The organism is Cupriavidus sp. 05T41 (assembly GCF_056396525.1).
Map to the genome: position 1 here is coordinate 81,254 of NZ_JBFTLQ010000037.1, position 18,430 is coordinate 99,683.

The 18,430-nt window shown below is 67.7% G+C and carries 18 protein-coding genes; 9 read left to right on the top strand and 9 right to left on the bottom strand.

The window, feature by feature from the left end; translation table 11 throughout:
* The first annotated feature begins 44 nt into the window (after positions 1–44).
* Positions 45–959 carry a 5-dehydro-4-deoxyglucarate dehydratase gene (kdgD, locus tag AC1DKV_RS21700; protein ID WP_477137962.1) on the top strand — a complete coding sequence of 305 codons (915 nt, stop codon included), beginning with the start codon at positions 45–47 and terminating at the stop codon, positions 957–959.
* Here the strand turns inward: kdgD and AC1DKV_RS21705 are convergent.
* Positions 937–2,004 (bottom strand): LysR family transcriptional regulator, encoded by a 1,068-nt coding sequence (locus AC1DKV_RS21705; protein ID WP_477137963.1) that lies wholly within the window; start codon positions 2,002–2,004, stop codon positions 937–939. The two genes, kdgD and AC1DKV_RS21705, sit on opposite strands and share 23 nt — an antisense overlap.
* A 100-nt stretch (positions 2,005–2,104) precedes the next feature.
* On the opposite strand from AC1DKV_RS21705, the gene AC1DKV_RS21710 reads away from it, so the two are divergent.
* The 4 genes from AC1DKV_RS21710 (at position 2,105) to AC1DKV_RS21725 (ending at position 6,415) form a co-directional block, all read left to right on the top strand.
* On the top strand, positions 2,105–3,358 hold the full coding sequence (locus AC1DKV_RS21710) for a CaiB/BaiF CoA transferase family protein (protein WP_477137964.1): 1,254 nt from the start codon (positions 2,105–2,107) through the stop codon (positions 3,356–3,358).
* A complete protein-coding gene (locus AC1DKV_RS21715; RefSeq protein ID WP_477137981.1) occupies positions 3,358–4,425 on the top strand; it encodes an NADPH:quinone oxidoreductase family protein in 1,068 nt (355 codons plus the stop codon). Before AC1DKV_RS21710 ends, AC1DKV_RS21715 begins: the two co-directional genes overlap by 1 nt.
* Positions 4,365–5,399 (top strand): tripartite tricarboxylate transporter substrate binding protein, encoded by a 1,035-nt coding sequence (locus tag AC1DKV_RS21720; protein ID WP_441615217.1) that lies wholly within the window; start codon positions 4,365–4,367, stop codon positions 5,397–5,399. The genes AC1DKV_RS21715 and AC1DKV_RS21720 overlap by 61 nt, the downstream gene beginning before the upstream one ends.
* An 89-nt stretch (positions 5,400–5,488) precedes the next feature.
* The gene (locus AC1DKV_RS21725; protein ID WP_477137965.1) at positions 5,489–6,415 is read left to right on the top strand and encodes a helix-turn-helix domain-containing protein; all 927 of its coding nucleotides are present in this window, start codon (positions 5,489–5,491) and stop codon (positions 6,413–6,415) included.
* A gap of 27 nt (positions 6,416–6,442) precedes the next feature.
* Here the strand turns inward: AC1DKV_RS21725 and AC1DKV_RS21730 are convergent, their stop codons facing one another.
* The 7 genes from AC1DKV_RS21730 to AC1DKV_RS21760 all read right to left on the bottom strand — a co-directional run bounded on the left by AC1DKV_RS21730 (position 6,443) and on the right by AC1DKV_RS21760 (position 15,077).
* The gene (locus AC1DKV_RS21730; protein WP_477137966.1) at positions 6,443–8,032 is read right to left on the bottom strand and encodes an FMN-binding glutamate synthase family protein; all 1,590 of its coding nucleotides are present in this window, start codon (positions 8,030–8,032) and stop codon (positions 6,443–6,445) included.
* A 126-nt stretch (positions 8,033–8,158) separates the two neighbouring features.
* Positions 8,159–9,106, bottom strand: a complete 948-nt coding sequence (locus tag AC1DKV_RS21735; RefSeq protein ID WP_477137967.1) for an alpha/beta hydrolase — start codon at positions 9,104–9,106, stop codon at positions 8,159–8,161.
* 157 nt (positions 9,107–9,263) lie between these two features.
* Positions 9,264–9,725 carry an HU family DNA-binding protein gene (locus tag AC1DKV_RS21740; protein WP_477137982.1) on the bottom strand — a complete coding sequence of 154 codons (462 nt, stop codon included), beginning with the start codon at positions 9,723–9,725 and terminating at the stop codon, positions 9,264–9,266.
* A 376-nt stretch (positions 9,726–10,101) separates the two neighbouring features.
* Positions 10,102–11,784 carry a class I adenylate-forming enzyme family protein gene (locus tag AC1DKV_RS21745; RefSeq protein ID WP_477137968.1) on the bottom strand — a complete coding sequence of 561 codons (1,683 nt, stop codon included), beginning with the start codon at positions 11,782–11,784 and terminating at the stop codon, positions 10,102–10,104.
* Between the two features lie 131 nt (positions 11,785–11,915).
* Complete coding sequence (locus tag AC1DKV_RS21750) at positions 11,916–12,878, bottom strand: cyclase family protein (protein WP_477137969.1); 963 nt, start codon at positions 12,876–12,878, stop codon at positions 11,916–11,918.
* A 339-nt stretch (positions 12,879–13,217) separates the two neighbouring features.
* Positions 13,218–13,670 carry a type II 3-dehydroquinate dehydratase gene (locus tag AC1DKV_RS21755; protein ID WP_441615205.1) on the bottom strand — a complete coding sequence of 151 codons (453 nt, stop codon included), beginning with the start codon at positions 13,668–13,670 and terminating at the stop codon, positions 13,218–13,220.
* Between the two features lie 24 nt (positions 13,671–13,694).
* A complete protein-coding gene (locus AC1DKV_RS21760) occupies positions 13,695–15,077 on the bottom strand; it encodes an MFS transporter (RefSeq protein WP_477137970.1) in 1,383 nt (460 codons plus the stop codon).
* A 227-nt stretch (positions 15,078–15,304) separates the two neighbouring features.
* On the opposite strand from AC1DKV_RS21760, the gene AC1DKV_RS21765 reads away from it, so the two are divergent.
* On the top strand, positions 15,305–16,087 hold the full coding sequence (locus AC1DKV_RS21765) for an IclR family transcriptional regulator (protein WP_477137971.1): 783 nt from the start codon (positions 15,305–15,307) through the stop codon (positions 16,085–16,087).
* A gap of 22 nt (positions 16,088–16,109) precedes the next feature.
* Here AC1DKV_RS21765 and AC1DKV_RS21770 read toward each other — a convergent pair whose 3' ends face one another.
* Positions 16,110–16,352, bottom strand: a complete 243-nt coding sequence (locus AC1DKV_RS21770) for a hypothetical protein (RefSeq protein ID WP_477137972.1) — start codon at positions 16,350–16,352, stop codon at positions 16,110–16,112.
* Positions 16,353–16,512: 160 nt separating this feature from the next.
* On the opposite strand from AC1DKV_RS21770, the gene AC1DKV_RS21775 reads away from it, so the two are divergent.
* From AC1DKV_RS21775 to AC1DKV_RS21785, 3 genes are all read left to right on the top strand, one after another.
* Positions 16,513–16,854: a PepSY domain-containing protein gene (locus AC1DKV_RS21775; protein ID WP_477137973.1), complete on the top strand. Its 342-nt coding sequence runs from the start codon at positions 16,513–16,515 to the stop codon at positions 16,852–16,854.
* Between the two features lie 49 nt (positions 16,855–16,903).
* Complete coding sequence (locus AC1DKV_RS21780; RefSeq protein WP_477137974.1) at positions 16,904–17,581, top strand: response regulator transcription factor; 678 nt, start codon at positions 16,904–16,906, stop codon at positions 17,579–17,581.
* A 3-nt stretch (positions 17,582–17,584) separates the two neighbouring features.
* A partial coding sequence (locus tag AC1DKV_RS21785) for a sensor histidine kinase (RefSeq protein ID WP_477137975.1) occupies positions 17,585–18,430 on the top strand: 846 nt, incomplete at its 3' end.

Consider the following 18,430-nt stretch of genomic DNA (forward strand, 5'->3'; position numbering starts at 1 on the left):
AACTGACCTAACCCTTGCCCTTGCGGCGCTCAGGACCAGCCATCATGACCACACCACAAGAACTCAAGCAGATCGTCTCGGAAGGCCTGCTTTCCTTCCCCGTGACCGACTTCGACGCGCAAGGCAACTTCCGTCCCKACACCTATGTCGAGCGCCTCGAATGGCTGGCTCCCTACGGCGCCACGGCGTTGTTCGCCGCGGGCGGTACCGGCGAATTCTTCTCGCTGACCCCGGACGACTATTCCAATGTGATCCGCACCGCGGTGGAGACCTGCGCCGGCAAGGTACCCATCCTGGCGGGCGCGGGCGGCCCGACCCGCATGGCTATCGCCTATGCCAAGGAAGCACAGCGCCTGGGTGCCAAGGGCATCCTGCTGCTGCCGCATTACCTGACCGAAGCCTGCCAGGACGGCATTGCCAACCATATCGAGGAAGTCTGCAAGTCGGTCAGCATCGGCGTGATCGTCTACAACCGCGGCAACTCGCGCATCAATGCGGAGATGCTGGAACGCCTGGCCGACCGCTGCCCCAACCTGATCGGCTTCAAGGACGGCGTGGGCGAGATCGAGCACATGGTGCGCATCCGCCGCAAGCTGGGCGACCGCCTGTCCTACCTGGGTGGCCTGCCGACCGCGGAAGTCTATGCTGCCGCCTACAAGGCGCTGGGCGTGCCGGTGTACTCCTCGGCGGTGTTCAACTTCATCCCCAAGACGGCGATGGACTTCTACCGCGCCGTCGCAGCCGACGACCACGCCACCACCAACCGCCTGATCGACGAGTTCTTCCTGCCGTACCTGGATATCCGCAACCGCCGCGCCGGCTACGCCGTGAGCATCGTCAAGGCCGGCGCCAAGCTGGTCGGGCATGATGCGGGTCCGGTGCGCGCGCCGCTGACGGACCTGGACGAGCAGGAACTCGCGCTGCTCGACGCGCTGATCAAGAAGCTGGGTCCGCAGTAAAGGGACCATCCGGCGGGCCGTCCAYGGTCCGCCGGCTCTCTTCGTCGGAACCTKTCCGGGTTCMGGCAATTGCAATTCCTCCCGTTTCCCTCCCCTCTTCCGTCTCCCCCTTCCCGCCAGCCCAGTTGCCGGCCTGGCTCTCCAGCCGTGCCCGGATGAAATCCATCAGCGTGCGCGTGGCCAGCGTCGGAAAGCGATTGGGCGCGGTCAGCATATAGATGCTGTCGCCCACGCCTTCGGGTTCGTACTGCGGCAGCACTTCGACCAGCTCGCCGCGCGCGATCTGGCGCCACACGGCGTAGCGCGGCAGCAAGGCGATGCCGAGCCCGCCCGTTACCGTCTCGACCAGGAAGGGATAGTCGCCCGACTGGATACGCGGCGCGACGCGCAGCATCAGCTGCGTGCCGGCCATCTTCAGCTTGAGGTCGAAGCGCCGGCCCAGGGAGGCGGGCGCGATCAGGTCGCAGCGGGCCAGGTCTTCGGCGCTGCCTGCCGGACCGTGCCGCGCGAGGAACTCCGATGACGCGCACAGGCACCAGCCCACCGCGCAGATCCTGCGGGCCACATGGTCGTCCGGGGGCTGCGAGGTGATCTTGAGCGCCACGTCCACTTCCGCGGAAACCAGGTCACCGATGTAGTCATTGATCAGCACCCGCAGCGAGATCGCCGGGAACTGCCGCGCGAAGTCCAGCAGCACCTGCGCCAGATAGAGATGGCCCAGGCCCGTTGGCAGGCGGATGCGCACGTCGCCCCGCACGCTCTGGCCCAGGCTGTCGATGGAGGCGCCCGCGGCCTGCAGTTCGTCCAGCATGCGCACGCCGTGGCCATAGAGCAGGCGGCCAGCCTCGGTCAGTTCGACATGCCGGGTAGTGCGGCGCATCAGTTGCGCGCCCATATGCTGCTCCAGCGCCTTGAGGCGCCGCGAAACGTTGGAGCGGGTCATGCCGCCACGCGCGGCGGCGGCCGTGAGGGTCTTCGATTCGACCAGCGTGACAAACAGCCGGATCAGGTTCAGGTCGAGTTGCCCGAGAGTATTGTCAATCATGAATCAACACGGATGGCACAGTTTGGCGGATTGTTACGGCGGGAGCTACGCCTTAGCATAAGCCATCCCCAGCCACCTGACGATTCCCGGCGCGATAACGATGGCCCAGACACAACTCACGCAAACCGCTCCCTCCTCCGCACCGCCTTCGGCCGCGCTTGCCGACCTGCCGTTTGCCGGCCTGCGCGTGCTCGACATCAGCCAGGGCATTGCCGGGCCGTACTGCGCGCATATCCTGTGGCAACAGGGCGCCGAGGTCATCAAGGTCGATCCGCCCGCGGGCGACTGGGGCCGGCATGTCGGCGTGGTGCGCGGCGACCACAGCGCGCTGTCGGTGGCCTACAACGGCGGCAAGCGCGGCGTCTGCATCGATGCCGCGACCGACGCCGGCAAGGCCTTGCTGTTCGACCTCGCCCTGCAGGCGGACGTGGTGGTGCAGAACTTCCGGCCGCGGGTGGCCGAGCGCCTGGGCGTGGGCTATGCCGCGCTGGCCGCGCGCCATCCTGCGCTGGTCTACGTCTCCATCAGCGGCTACGGCGCCGATGGCCCCTATGCGGAGCACCCCGCCTCGGACTCGGTCATGCAGGCCGACAGCGGCCTGATGTTCACCAACCGCCTTGCCGACGGTACGCCGCGCCGCATCGGCATGCTGCTGGCCGATGCCGCTACCGGCCTCTACGCGGCGCAGGCCTGCGCCGCCGCCCTGTGCCGGCGCTTCCGCACGGCGGGCACCGGCGCCCATGTGGAACTGAGCCTGTTCGACGCCTGCTGTGCCTTGCAGGCCAACAATATCCTCGAATACGCCATCCAGGGCACGGCGGCGGCCGGTCCGGTCAGTGCGCCCAACGGCGTGTTCTCCACCCGCGACGGCAACCTCACCCTGCTCGCCCTCAATAATGCGCAGTTCGGCCGGCTCTGCCAGGCGCTCGGCCAGCCCGGCTGGGCGGCGGACCCGCGCTTTGCCGACAATGCCAGTCGCATGGCCCATGCCGGCTGGCTGCGCGACGCGGTGGCGGCTTGCCTGGCCCGCGAAAGCACGGCGCACTGGCTCGGCGTGTTCCAGGCGCACGATGTCCTCCACGCGCCGGTGCGCGACCACCGGCAGGTGCTGGACCATCCGCAGGCAGTGCAGCAGGGCACCTTCCAGCAKATCGACCAGCCGGGCCTCGGCATGCTGCCGTTCGCCGGCATTCCCGCCAGGAGCCTGCGCCGGCTGGCCGGCGCCGCGCCTCGCATCGGCGAGCACACCGAGGCCGTGCTGCGGGAATGGGGCGTGACCCAGGATCATCTCGACCGCTACCTGGCTGCCGGCGTGGTGCGGCAGGCGGCGCCGGCAACGGGCACCGAAGCATGATGCGCGCCCTGCTCTGCGACCAGTTCGGCGCGCCGGAAGACGTGCGCGTGGCGGACATTCCCGCACCCGAGGCCATCGACCCGCATGCGGTGGTGATGGCCGTGGACTATGCCAGCGTCAGCCACGCCACCGGCCTGATGGTGGCCGGGCGCTACCAGACCAGGCCGCCGCTGCCCTTCGTGCCGGGCACCGAGGCGGTGGGCCGCGTGGTCGCCTGCGGCACGGCCGTGACACGCTTGCGCCCCGGCGACCGCGTGGTGGCGATTGCCGACTGGGGCTGTTTTGCCGAACAGGTGTGCCTGCCCGAATACACGGTCTACCCCATACCAGATGAAGTCGACGCGCTGCAGGCGCTGCCGGTCCCGCTGTCCTACGGCACCGCCTACTGCGGCCTGGTATGGCGCTGCGCGCTGCAGCCCGGCGAAACCGTGCTGGTACTGGGCGCCGGTGCCGGCGTCGGCCTGGCGGCGGTGGAGATCGCCCGCGAGCTCGGCGCGCAGGTGATTGCCTGCGCCAGCACCGAGGCCAAGCGCGAGGAAGCGCTGCGGCGCGGTGCGGCGCACGCGCTTGCCCCCGAAGACCTGGCGGCGGCCGTCAAGCGCGTGACGGGCGGACGCGGCGCCGACGTGGTGGTCGACCCGGTGGGCGGCGATCTGTTCGATCAGGCGCTGCGAGCGGCCGCGCCCAATGCGCGGCTGCTCAGCATCGGCTTCGCCAGCGGGCGCATCCCGCAGGCACCGCTGAACCTCATGCTGGTCAAGAACCTGACCCTGCACGGCTTTTTCGTCGGCCGCTATATCGGCTGGACGCCGGCCAACGAACGCGCGCAGCACGCGCCCGCCTTGCAGGCGGTGATGCAGACGCTGTACGCCTGGGCCGGTGCAGGAAAGATACGCCCGACCGTATCGAAGGTATTCCCGATGACCGGGCTGGCCGAGGCGCTGCACGCGCTCGAAGCCMGCCAGGTCGTTGGCAAAGTCGCTATAAGAATCAAGGAGACAGAAACATGCAGAGCCGCATCGAGCCATCCCAGCCTTCCCAACCCCACGCGCCCCGCCGGGCCGTGATCCGGCTAGCGCTGCTGGCGGGCGCCGCCACGGCCGTCGCMGCCCTCGGCGCGGCCCCCGCGCGCGCCGCCGACGACTACCCACAGCGTCCGATCCGCATGGTCCTGCCCTATCCCCCGGGCGGCCCCACCGACCTGCTGGCCCGCGTGGTCGCCGTCAGGATGGGCGACACGCTGGGCCAGACCGTGGTGGTCGACAACAAGCCCGGCGCGAGCGGCATGATCGGCGCCGAGGGCGTGGCCAAGGCCACGCCGGACGGCTATACGCTGCTTGCCAACGCCTCCCTGCACGTGATCAACCCGAGCATCTACGCCAAGATGCGCTACGACGCCTTCCGCGATTTCGTGCCCGTCACGCAGCTGGCGGACGTACCGCTGGTGCTGGTGGTCAACAACGACTCGCCGGTCAAGACCGTGCGCGACCTGATCGCCTATGCCAAGGCACGCAACGGCAGCCTCAACTTCGGCTCAGCCGGCAATGCCTCGGCCCAGCAACTGGCCGGCGAATCGTTCAAGATCGCCGCCCATGTCTCCATGCAGCACGTACCGTACAAGGGCAGCTCGCCCGCGCTGACCGACCTGATGGGCGGACAGATCCAGTTGATGTTCGATTCGATGCCGTCCGCCATGCCCTTTATCAAGGCCGGCAAGCTGCGCGCGGTGGCGGTCACCACGCTCAAGCGCGCACGCGCGCTGCCGGATGTGCCCACGGTGGCCGAATCGGGCCTGCCGGGCTTCAATATCAGCACGTGGTATGGCCTGTGGGCGCCGCGCGGCACGCCCGCCCCGGTGGTGGAAAAACTGGCGGCGAACGCGGCGCAGGCCTTGCGCCAGCCGGATGTGCAACGGCAGTACGCCGACATGGGCGCCGAGCCGGTGGGATCGTCGCCCGCGGAATTTGCCCGCTATACGGTGGCCGAAGGCAACAAGTGGGCGGAGATCGTGCGCAAGTCGGGGGCCCGGGCAGACCAGTAAGGCCCGGCGGGGATCCTGATCCGCGGCGCGGATGGACAGCCCCCTGCCCGGGGCGGGACAATTGCAGCTCCGGTGCCCGCCCCCGCCTCATGAAAACCGTCCCGACCTACTCTCTCTACGGCGTCAACTCGAACGAGCCGCTCCTGGAACAGCTGCATTTCGAGTCGATCCCCGAGCGCAGCGGCGTCAATGACTGGGAAATCAAGCCGCACCGCCACGAGCGTTTTTTCCAGGTGCTGTACGTGCACCAGGGCGGCGGCCGGGCACTGCTCGACGACCGCGAATATCCGCTCGCGAACCGCACCGTGGTAACCGTGCCGCCGCGCTGCGTGCACGGCTTTCGCTTCACCCCGGACGTGGACGGTATCGTCATCACCATGACGGACCATTACCTCCACACCCTGCTGGCCGGCGTGCCGGACACGCTGCCGCTGTTCGAGCGGCCCTATCACGCCAGCTTCGAAGCCGCCGAAGCACGCCCCGGCGAGAATGCGAGCGACGCCACCGTGCTGGCCGGGGCGCTTGGCCTGTTTCGCGCGGAGATGAATACGGTCTCGCTGTGGCGCGGTGCCGCGCTGTCGGCACTGCTGTCGCTGCTGCTGGTCGGTATCGCCMGCCGGATCTCCGTAGCGGGCGAGGCCAGCGCGCAGCCTGCAGGCCGCACCGCGCGCCACTTCCAGCAATTCCAGCAACTGGTGGAAGCGCGTTTCCGCCAGCACCAGGACCTCGCCGGCTACGCCGCCACGCTTGGCATCTCGCCTACCCAGCTCAACCGCATCTGCCAGCAACTGGCCGGGCGCAGCGCACTGCAATTGATTCACTCGCGCCTGGTGGTGGAAGCACAGCGTGACCTGCTCTACAGCGATCTCGACATCAAGCAGATCGCCTCCACGCTGGGTTTTTCCGATGCGGCGTATTTCGCGCGCTTCTTCGCCCGGCAGGTCGGGCAGACGCCGACGGCATTCCGGCAGCACGGCCGCGCGCGGCTGCCGGCGCCGCAGGCGAGCKGCAGCTAGCCGCCAGCGGCGTGGCCTGGCKCCGGATCAGAGCKAGAAACTGTCCGAACGCGCCAGCGGCCAGTACTTCTCGTAGAGCTGGTAGCGGAAGTTGCCGTTGAGCAGATCGCCCGGCGTGAGGAACTTCAGCAGCTCGGAYATCAGCCGCACTTCGTTGGGCGAGATACGGCGCACGATATGGTGCGGCTTGAGGTCGCCCGGATGCTGCAGGCCCGCCGCCTGCAGCAGTTCCTGCAGCGCGTGCAGCGTCTGACGGTGGAAATTGGCCACGCGCTGGGCCTTGTCCGRCACCACGATGGCGCGCTGACGCACCGGGTCTTGCGTGGCCACGCCGACCGGGCAGCGGTCGGTATGGCATTTCTGGGCCTGCACGCAGCCCAGCGCGAACATGAATCCACGCGCGGAATTGCACCAGTCGGCACCGGTGGCGAGCGTGCGGGCCACGTCGAACGCGGTGATGATCTTGCCGCTGGCACCGACGCGGATCTTGTCGCGCAGGTTCACGCCGACCAGCGTGTTGTGGACCAGCAGCAAACCCTCCTGCAGCGGCACGCCGATGTGATCGACGAACTCCAGCGGCGCCGCGCCGGTGCCGCCTTCGGCTCCGTCCACCACGATGAAGTCCGGCAGGATGCCGGATTCCAGCATGGCCTTGACGATGCCGAAGAATTCCCATGGGTGGCCGATGCAGAGCTTGAAGCCGGTCGGCTTGCCGCCGGACAGGTTGCGCAGGCGGTCGACGAACTGCAACAGGCCCAGCGGCGTGGAGAATTCGCTGTGCGTGGCCGGCGAGATGCAGTCCTCGCCCATGGCGATGCCGCGCGTGGCGGCGATCTCCGGCGTCACCTTGGCCGCCGGCAGCACGCCGCCATGGCCGGGCTTGGCGCCCTGCGAGAGCTTGACCTCGATCATCCTGACCTGCGGCGAGCGGGCCTGCTCGGCGAACTTGTCGGGATCGAAGCCCCCGTCGGCGCGGCGGCAGCCGAAGTAGCCGGACGCCACCTCCCAGATCAGGTCGCCGCCCTCGGCGCGGTGATAGGGCGAGATCGAACCTTCGCCGGTGTCGTGGATGAAGCCGCCGATCTTCGCGCCGCGGTTGAGCGAGCGGATGGCGTTGCCAGACAGCGCGCCGAAGCTCATGGCCGAAACGTTGAACACCGACAACGAATACGGCTGAGCCCGGCCTTCGCCCACGGTGATGCGGAAGTCCGCGGAAGGGATGCGGGTGGGCGCGAGCGAGTGGCTGATCCATTCATGCCCGGCCACGCGCACATCGATCTCGGTGCCGAAGGGGCGGCTATCCACCTCGTTCTTGGCGCGCTGGTAGACCAGGCTGCGCTGCTGGCGCGAGAACGGCATTTCGTGCGTGTCGTCCTCGATGAAGTACTGGCGGATTTCCGGGCGGATGAATTCGAAGAAGAAACGCAGGTGGCCCCAGATCGGGTAGTTGCGCAGGATGGAGTGGCGCGACTGGCCGATATCGTGCAACCCGATCAACAGCAGTGCAACCGGTGCGGCAACCCAGGCAGGCGAGATGCGGTGCACGGCAGCGAAGGTGGCAAGCGCGAGCAAGACCAGCGCGGATAGCCAGACCGCGCCGTAACGACGAGAAAACATGGATGCTCCTTGGGGCCGGCCAGGCCGGCAACCCGCGATTATCGCCGTTCTTCGCCGAATCGGCTTGGCGCCGGTTGCACCGGCAAGGTACGGGGGCCGGCCGCGACCTGGCCCCCGTACGCGCCCTTACACCATCTCCTGCGATCGCACGGTGTCGCGCGCATGCCGGGGATCGCCCGCTTCGACCGCGGCCAGGATCTGCGCGAAGGCCGCGTCGGCCTCTGGCATCGGCAGCAGCATCCATACGTGGAACATGCCCTCGTATTCGAAATAGCGCAGCGGCAGACCCTGCTGCCGTGCCAGCTCGCGAAAGAGGCGGCAGTCCGGCAACAGGATGTCGTGGGTGCCGATGAACAGCGTGGTCGGCGGCAAACCCTGCAGGCTGCCGTTGATGGGACTGACCTGCGCCAGCGTGACGGGATCGTCTCCGGCGTAGACGCGGCCGCATTCGATGCCGCCTGGCCGCGACAGCATCAGGTCCAGCGGCTCGATCGCGTCGATGCCGGGATTGCTGCCGCCGGCGTCGAGAAACGGTGACAGCAGCACCAGCCGGCCCGGYAGCGCCAGGCCGGCGTCGCGCGCCAGCTGCGCCAGCGCGAGCGCCATGCCGCCGCCGGCGGAGTCGCCCATCACGGTAAGGCCGGCGGGATCGTGGCCGTGCACGAGTCGCTCGTAGAGCGGCATCAGGCCCGCAAAGACCTCACGGTGCGTATGCTCCGGCGCCAGGGGGTAGATCGGCACGATCACGGTGGCGCCGAGTTCGTCGACCAGCTTGCCGACGAACTCCCAGTGCTGGCTGACGATGTCGAACACGTAGCCGCCGCCGTGCAGGTAGAGGATGCGGCGACCGCTGCCGGCGCCGCGCGGCCGCACGGTGTAGACCTCGAAATCCACGCCCGCAATCGCTTCCGAGCTGACTTCATGGCGGGCCAGCAGCCTGGCAGAAGGCTCGGCGCGACCGGCCTTGCGGCGTCTGCGAATTTCCTCGTGCAGCGCCTGCKCGCTGGAAAAACGGTGCTTGCGCCGGACCAGGCGCAGTGCGAGCCGCCACAGGCGGCACTGGATGCTGGGCATGACGATCTCCCGGAAAGGCGGTGCCGGCCTGCCTGGCGGCTGGCCGGGGACGGCAAGATACTGGGGAACGACTGCGGCGGATACAAAAAAGGAGCCGGCGGGCGGCTCCTTCTTCAAGCTGGATTCAAGCTCTGTGCAAGCTCGAAACAGTCACCGGTCAGGCGGCGGCTGCGTCCTTCAGCTTCTTCAGCGGGCGTACCTTGACCTTGACGCTCGCCGGCTTGGCCGGGAACCAACGCTCTTCACCGGAGAACGGGTCCTTGCCGAAGCGCTTCTTCTTGGCCGGCACTTGCTGCGCCGTGACCTTCATCAGGCCGGGCAGCGTGAACTCGCCGGCGCCCTTCTTGTGCAGCGCGCTGACGATGGTGTTTTCCAGATGGGCCAGGACCGTCTTCACGGCTTTGGCATCCAGCTCGGTCTGTGCTACCAGGTKAGCGACCAGGCTCGACTTGTTGAAGGTGTCCTTCAGCGGGCGCGCGGTCGGCGCAGCAGCAGCGGTAGCCTTCTTGGCCGGCGCGGCCTTCTTGGCGGCAGCCTTCACGGGTGCCTTGGTTGCCGGTGCCTTCTTGGCAGCGGTCTTGGTTGCAGTCTTCGCGGTCGGGTTCGCTTTGGTCGCCATATCGATAGAGATGAGTTGAACAAAATCGTGCCGCGCGGGATGTGGCATCCGATTTCGCCCGGCTCTTGGTCGGGCGTCATCGGCGCGCGGCAACGACTGAATCATAGCGGAAACAAGCGCACGTCAAGGGGTTTTCGTACATGCCGATGCAAAAAGCGGGGTTTTCCCCGGGTTTTTTGGGGGTTTTTGCTCCGGCGTCCAGCGCTTGTGTCGCGCGCAAGCACCACCACGCATCGAATTGACCCCTGAAAACAAGGGAAAAACACGAAATCGGCGAGCGGGAAGACCGCGCACGCACGCGCATTCGCTGCGCCATCGGCGGAAAAATMCGCGCGCGCGCCGGGAATGGCGAGGCTTCCCGGCGCGCGCACCGGCCCTATCCGCGCAGCTCGCGCCGCAGGATCTTGCCGGTCACGGTCTTCGGCAACTCGTCGATGATCTCCACCACGCGCGGGTATTTGTACGCCGCCATGCGTTCCTTGCACCAGGCCAGCAAGGCCTCCGGCGTAGCGCTGGCCCCCGGCTTCAGGCTGACCACGGCCTTGACGGTTTCGCCGCGGTAGGCATCCGGCACGCCGACCACCGCCGCCTCGCGCACCGCCGGATGCGTATAGAGGACGTCCTCCACTTCGCGCGGCCAGACCTTGTAGCCAGCGGCAACGATCATGTCCTTCTTGCGGTCGACCAGGTAGAACCAGCCCTGCGCGTCCATGAAGCCGACGTCGCCGGTATGGAAATAGCCGCCCGCCATCGCGCGTGCCGTCTCCTCCGGCTTGTTCCAGTAGCCCGGCACGATCATCGGCCCGCGCGAAATGATCTCGCCGACCTCGCCCACCGGCACCGGCTGGCCCGCATCGTCGCCGATAAAGGCGTCGACATTGAAGGCCGGCACGCCGATCGCCAGGGTGCCCGAAGCCGGGTCGACCGGCGCCTCGCGCCCGAGTGGCACCACGTGCGTGGGCGAATTGGTCTCGGTCAGGCCGTAGCCGTTGTGGATATAGTGGCCGAACCTGGCGCGGAACTGCTCCACCACGCTCGGCGGGATCGGCGCGCCGCCCGAGTAGATCCTGGTCAGGGTGGCGAAGTGCGCGCGGGTAGCGTCCGGGTGGTTCATCAGCGCGATGAACACCGTGATCGAGCCGATGGTGAACTCGATGCGGCGCTCGCGGATGGCCTCCAGCACCACGCCGGKCTCGAAGCGGCAGGCCAGCACCAGCGGCGCGGCGCAGATKAACGCCGCTGCAATATGGCCGACCAGCCCGGTGATATGGAACAGCGGCGCCACGCCAAGGATGGGGCCACCCTCGCGCAGGCCGATCCAGTCGCGGTAGACCTGCGCATTGAACGCCACGTTTGCATGCGTGTTCATCGCGCCCTTCGGCACGCCGGTGGTGCCGGAGGTGTAGACCAGCATGGCCAGGTCGTCCGGGCCGCATGCGGCCGGAGGCGGCCGCTGGCCGCGATGCGCCTGCGCCAGCGCGAGCAGGTCGGGCACGCCGGCGGCGGKCTGACGCCGGGCCGCGGCGAACACGCGCGCATCATCGCGCGCCTGGAAATCCAGTTCGGAGGTAGTGATGACCGCGGGCAACGCCAGCGGCGCTTCCTGCCCGCCCTGCCGGTTCGTTTCCGCCTCGAACAGTGGCTTCACCACCTCCGCGTAGAGCGATTCGTGGCAGATCAGCGCCCTGGCGCCAGAGTCCGCCAGCACCAGACGCAGTTCGCGCGCACGGTTCATGGGGTTGACCGGCACGGCGATGGCGCCGAGTTTCCAAGCGGCAAGCAGGCCGATGACGAACTGCGGCACGTTCTGCAGATAGAGCGCGACCCGTTCGCCGCGCGCGCAGCCGCGGGCAGACAGCGCCACCGCCAGCGCGTCGGAGAGTTCGTCCAGCTCGCCATAGCTGAGCGTGGCGTCGAAATAATGGATCGCCGGGCTGGCGGGCGCGCGGCGCGCGGCGTCGCGGAAGATCGACAGCGCGTCGGTGTACTGCGGGGTGATGGCGTGCGGCTGTCCCGGGTTGTAGCTCGACAACCAGGGCTTGGCTTCGTAAGGGGTCATGAGGTACCTCGATTKGCACGGCTGCCGGATGCCCAATGCCGGATGCAGCGCGGACGGCATCCGGCAGCCATTGACGGCGGTTGCGGGAGGAACGCAGGCCGGCGCACGGCCGGCGTCGGCGGCAAGCTTCCTTACTTGATCACCACCGGATTGACCGGCGCGCCGCTACCGTTGACCACCTTGAGAGGTGCCGCCGTGTAGAGGAAGGTCCATTGCTTGTCTTCCGCGCAGTCGTCAGCCAGCGGGTCKAGCTGCGCGATCTCGGTCAGCGTCACGCCGAGGTTGCGCATCAGCGCATTATGCAGCGGCAGGACCACGCCCGATTCCGGATCCACCGTGACCTCGTTGGCGATCGTGTCGGTGACCAGATTGGGGATCTCCATGCGATGGAACCATTCGACCAGTTCGGGGCTATAGGTCAGGCCCGGTTCGACGAAATTGCGGTAGAACTCGGCCTGGTCGCGCTTGTAGAACGAGCCGATCCAGCCGGTGCGGACCACCAGGATGTCGTGCTTCTCGATGCGCACGCCCTGGGTTTCGGCGGCAGCCAGCAGGTCATGGTGGGTAAAGGTCTCGCCCGGGTCCAGCACCGCCTTGCCGCGATGGCGCGCCATGTCGATCAGGACGCCGCGCCCCACCACCCCGCGCTCGGCGATGGGCAGCACGCTGGCTTTTTCCAGTCCGCCGATGGTGGACCTGGCATCGAATCCGTTCCACAACTGGTCGCCGTACCAGACGTGGCCCAGCGCGTCGTACTGGGTGGAGCCCTGCAGGTACATGATCATCATGTCGTCGGCGTACTCGGCCTCGCCGGGAAACTTCGGGCCCTTGCCGCACAGATAGTGGCCCTTGTCCATCACGTTGAGGCGGCGCGCCTGCGAACGCCCCGGCCAGACCGGATCGCCGGCGGGATTGCCCATCTGGATCTGCAAGGTGAAGGTCTTGCCCGAGCGCACCGATGCCACGCCGCGCAACACCTCGGCCCGCGTGAGGTAGTTCAGCGAACCCACMTCGTCATCGGGGCCCCATTTGCCCCAGTTCTTCGGCGCATCGCGCAACAACTCGGCTACCAGCGGGGCGTTTTTTGATTCCATGCCTGTCTCCTGTCTGAATGACCTTGCGAGAGAGAATGACCCGGAAGATGAACGCATCGCACCGGCCATGCCGCTCGCGCATGGTTGGTCATGCGCCAGGCAAATAAATAAGAACGGTCGTACGTTTTTTATTGTTGGCTMAGTTTAGGACCCGGGACGGGACGTTGTCCACACATGGAAACCCGTTCGGAAACTGCCTAAGGCGAGTGGTCCGCTCCCGGGACCTCGCCGAAGTTCAGGGCGCAGTTCCCGAAGCAAGGACGCAACGCCTGGCGCGATCGCACGCAAGCGCGGGGCCGGCGGCGCATCCGGTCGAGGTAGGCGCAGCCGGCCCCCAATTTACTGGCTGGCGGACTTGCGCAGCGCCGTGGCCATGGCCTGCATGGCGACCAGGTAGCCATCCACGCCCAGCCCGCAGATCACGGCCGTCGCCGCGCGCGAGATCAGCGAATGCCGGTGCGTTTCTTCCCGCTTGTGGATATTGGTGATGTGCAGCTCGATCACCGGCCGATGGATCAGCCGCACGGCATCGAGCACCGGGATCGAGGCGAACGAGAAGCCGGCCGGGTTGATGATCACGCCGGCGTCGCGCTCGAACGCCTCCTGCAGCCAGTCGACCAGCGTGGCTTCGCTGTTGGTCTGGCGGAACTCGCAGGCGAGTCCGAGCGAGTCGGCCAGCGCCTCGACCTGCTGCCGGACTTCGGCGAGGGTCGTGGTGCCATACAGGTGCGGCTCGCGCTTGCCCAGCATGTTGAGGTTCGAGCCGTTCAATACATAGACGAGTTTGGACATGATGGTGTTCGGAACGCTAGAAATTCAGTGAGTCTTGCTGATGCCGGGCTGCGCGAAAGGCTCGCGGCCGACGATATTCGCGGCGGGGTCGACCGCGGGATCGACACGGTTCATGTCGATGCCGAGCGTTTCCGGCGCGGTCAGGATCATGGCCAGTGAGACCAGGTTGAACACCGCGCAGACGGCCACCACGCCCCACGGAGAGCCATTGCACACCGCGAGCAGCCACACGGCTACCACCGGCATCGGGCCGCCGGCGATCAGGTTGGCGCCGGTATAGGCCAGCGCGGAKCCCGAGTAGCGCACATTGGTAGGGAAGGCTTCGGCGAATGCAACCGGCTGGATGCCGCTCTGGAACTGCGTGAAACCGAGGAAGAGGCCCATGATCGCCAGCATCGGGACGAAGCTCTTCGTGTCGAGGATCGCGAAATACACGAACAGGATCAGCAGCGTGGCAATCGAGCCGATGGCCAGCGCCTTCTTGCGCCCGATCTTGTCGCTGAGCATGCCGCCCGCCATCGCGCCGAAGATGGCGCAGACGTTGGCGCCCATCAACAACAGGAAGCCAGTCTGTTTCGGTACTGCGAGCGTCTTGGTGATGTAGCTCAGCGAGAACACCACGATCAGGTAGAAGATCGCCGCCGGGCCGCAGAAGAACAGCATCCAGCGGATCACGGTCTTGTAGTGGAAACGCAGGGCATCGCGCAGCGGATTGCCGGCTTCGGCCACCTGCGTCTTGCGCAATTCGACGAACGCCGGCGTTTCGCTGACCTTGAGGCGGATATAGACGCCCACCACCACCAGCACGAAGCTCAGCAGGAACGGAATGCGCCAGCCATAGGATTCGAAGCCATCGGCCGACATGGTCGACGCCAGCAGCAGCAACACCCCGTTGGCCAGGATCTGGCTCAGCGGCGAGCACAGGCCCAGCAGGCCGGAGTACTTGCCGCGACGGTCCGGGCTGGCGTGCTCGATCGCCATCAGTTGCGCCCCGGTGGACTCGCCGCCGAGCGCGAAGCCCTGCAGGATGCGCAGCGCGACCAGCAGCACGGGTGCCCACACGCCGATCTGCATATAGGTCGGCAGCAGGCCCATGAGCACCGATGACAGCMCCATGATCGATACCGTGCCCAGCATGAGATTGCGGCGCCCGAGCTTGTCGCCGAGATGCCCGCAGATGATGGCGCCGAGCGGCCGGGCCGCCAGGCCCACGCCGAACGTGGCCAGCGACGCGAGCAGCGCCGAAGTCGGATCCATCGCCGGGAAGAACAGCTTCGGCAGGATGGTCGCCGCCAGCGCCCCGTACAGCGTGAAATCGAACCATTCCAGCGCGGTGCCGATCGTGGCGGCCGTGACTGCCCRCGTGCGCATCGCCGCGTGTGAATGGTGCTGGGTCTCGTCAATCATATTGTCTCCTTCAATCCGTCATGCTGCGGGTCGAATGCCTCGCATGCTCTCACCAGGGTGTCCTTGGCCCGTCGCCATGCCGGCCGKCCCAGTGAAACCATCGTAGCAGCAGTTGTGGAACCGCATTCCAAAGTGGAATCTCTTGTTGTATTATGAAATGACGATGCAAGTAATTGTGGATTGAGGCGGCCGCCTGCCGCTGCCGCGCACCACGGAAGGAGAACGCYATGTCAGGCGTGATGGAACGAACGCTGGGAATCCTGGAATATCTCGCGACACAGGTGGAAGGCACGCCACTTGCCGCCATCGCGGACGAACTKGATATTCCGCGCAGCGCCTGCCACCGCCTCCTGACCGACCTCAAGACCTATGGCTACGTGCGCCAGTTGCGCKAACACGGGGATTACGTACTGACGACCAAGCTGGTCGGCCTCGGCCTGGGTTTCCTGGCCACGGCCGGCATCGTCGACATGGCGCAGGCGACCCTGGACCGGCTGGCGGAGACCTCGGGCGAACTGGTGCGGCTGGCGATCGTCGACGGCGACCGGCTGACCTGGGTAGCCAAGGCACAAGGCGCGCTCAAAGGCCTGCGCTACGACCCGGACATGGGCATGGACACGACCCTGTCCTGCAGCGCGACGGGGCACGCCTGGATGCTCACGATGAGCGACGAGCGCGCGCTGGAACTGGTGTCGCGGCAGGGCTACGGACAGCCCCGGGAATACGGGCCGAATGCGCCGACCACGGTCAAGGCCCTGCTCGCCTTCATCCACGCMGCGCGCGAACGCGGCTACGCGACCATCAACGAAGTCTTCGCGCCCGGCATGACGGCGATGGCGGCGCCGGTGCAGCGGCGCGGCCATCCCGCCATCGGCGTGATCAGTATTGCCGGCCCGCTGATCCGGCTCGACGAGAAGCGCATGGCGAGCCTGGGGCCCGCGCTGCTTGCGGCGGCGGCCGAACTCGCGGCGGCCAGCCACACTTCGCCGCTGTTCAACCGGGGGCGCTGAACGCAGGCGGAGCCGGCTACGCTTACGCGTCGAGCCSGAAGGCAAGCACCGGCCCAAGCACCAGCGCGCCAAGCAGGATCATCGACAGCCCGCTGTCCAGATGCTTCCACTCGTGCAGCACCGCATGCGCATCCACCTGCGCCCAGAACGGCGCGACCACCCCGAGCAGGACTGCCAGCACCGCACCGGCCAGCAGGAGCGMAGCGCGCGTGCTGCCGTCGCGGCGGCGGGAAGGGCTATCATGGGTGACGCGAATGCCTTGCATGGCCTKGCTCCTGGAATGCGGTGACGATGAATGGGTTCATTCTGACGGCCGCTCCCTGAACCAAGCCTGAGTACGGCATTCAGCTTCCGTTCAGGCAAGACTCCGCACACTGCGCCCGATGAACCCCCGCTCTCCCGCACGCCTTCCCGCCCGCAAGCCCATGCTCGCCCGCGCTCCGCGCGCGCTGCTGCCGTTGCTCGCCGCGCTCGCGCTGCTGGGCGCGGTGCCGMCCGCGCGTGCCGACAATGACGCCGACCGCGCGCGCGCCGCGGTGCAGTCCGGCCAGATCCTGCCTCTCTCGCGCATACTTGAGACAGTCTCCGCGCAGTTCGCGGGCGACGTGATCGGCGTCAAGCTCGACCGCGACGACGGTATCTGGCAGTACGAGGTGAAGTTGCTGCTGCCCGGTGGCTCGGTCGCCAAGCTCGAGTACGACGCCAGCACCGCGACCCTGCTCAAGGCCAAGGGACGCGACCTCGACCAGGCCCGCAAGAAGCCCTGAAGACACCCTGAAGACACCCCGCATACCCCCTGACAACACCTGAGCCCGCATGCGCATCCTTCTGGTGGAAGACGAAGCCACGCTCACCGCCCAGATCCACGCCAGCCTGGTCAGCGCCGGCTATGCCGTGGATACGGCCGCCGACGGCCTCGACGGCTGGCACCTCGGCGCCCAGGAGMCCTACGACGCAGTGGTGCTGGACMTCGGCCTGCCCGGGCTGGACGGCTTGTCCGTCTTGCGCCGCTGGCGCGCTGCGCAGGTCAACGTGCCGGTGCTGATCCTGACGGCGCGCGACAGCTGGACCGACAAGGTCGAAGGCATCGACGCAGGCGCCGACGACTACCTCGCCAAACCCTTTCGCATGGAGGAGTTGCTGGCCCGCATCCGCGCCCTGATCCGCCGCGCCCATGGCATGCCCGCGCCGGAGCTGGCCTGCGGGCCGGTGCGGCTGAACKCGCGCACGGGCGTGGCCACCGTGGACGGTGCCGCGGTGGTGCTGACGGCGCATGAGTTCAAGGTGCTGGACTACCTCATGCATCATCCGGGCGCCATCGTCAGCAAGGCGGCGCTGACCGAGCATATCTACGCCCAGGATTTCGACCGCGACAGCAATACCATCGAGGTCTTCGTCGGCCGYCTGCGGCGCAAGCTCGGCGTGGACGTCATCGAAACCGTGCGCGGCCAGGGCTACCGCCTGCGCCMGCCGCCCGCCCCCGCGGCGCACTGAGCCATGCGCCAGTCCCTGGCAATCCGGCTGCTCGCCGTGGCGGCAATCTGGCTGGTTGCCGCGCTCGGCGGCACCGGCTGGCTGCTCTCCACGCTGTTCGCGCGCCACGTCAACCAGACCTATGTGCGCCAGCTCGACAACCAGCTCACCAGCCTGGCCGCCGCGCTGGACTGGAGCGCCGACGGCAAGCTCACGCTGACGCGCGCGCCGGCCGATCCACGCTATGAATTGCCCTACTCCGGCGCCTACTGGCAGGCGCAGTCCGGCCGCGCCACCTTGCGTTCGCGCTCGCTGTGGGATGCGGAAATGCCGGCCACGGTGGGCAACCGGGTGGCGGGCAGCCACGCCGAGATCCGCCCCGGGCCAAACGGACAATCGCTGCTGGTGGTGTCACGCCCCATCGTGCTGGCTTCGGCCGACACGCCCGTGACGCTCTCCGTGGCACTCGACCGCACTGAGCTGAGGGCCGCGCGCCAGGCCTTCAACCGCCTGCTGGGCTGGTCCCTGACCGCGCTGGGTGCCGGCTTGCTGCTGGCGGTGGCGGCCCAGGTGAAGTTCGGCCTGGCCCCGCTGGCGCGCCTGCGGCAAGCGCTGGCCGCCATGCAGGCGCGTCGCGAAAGCCKCCTGGGCGGCACGTGGCCATCCGAGGTGGTGCCGCTGGTGACCGAGATCAACACCCTGCTCGCGCGCAACGCCGATGCGCTGGCGCGCTCGCGCCGCCAGGCCGCCGACCTTGCCCACGCCGTCAAGACGCCGCTGGCCATCCTGGCCAACGAGGCCGGACGGCTGCCCGGCGAGGCGGCCCGCGCCGCCGCCGCGCAGGTCGAGGCCATGCGCCGCCAGGTAGAC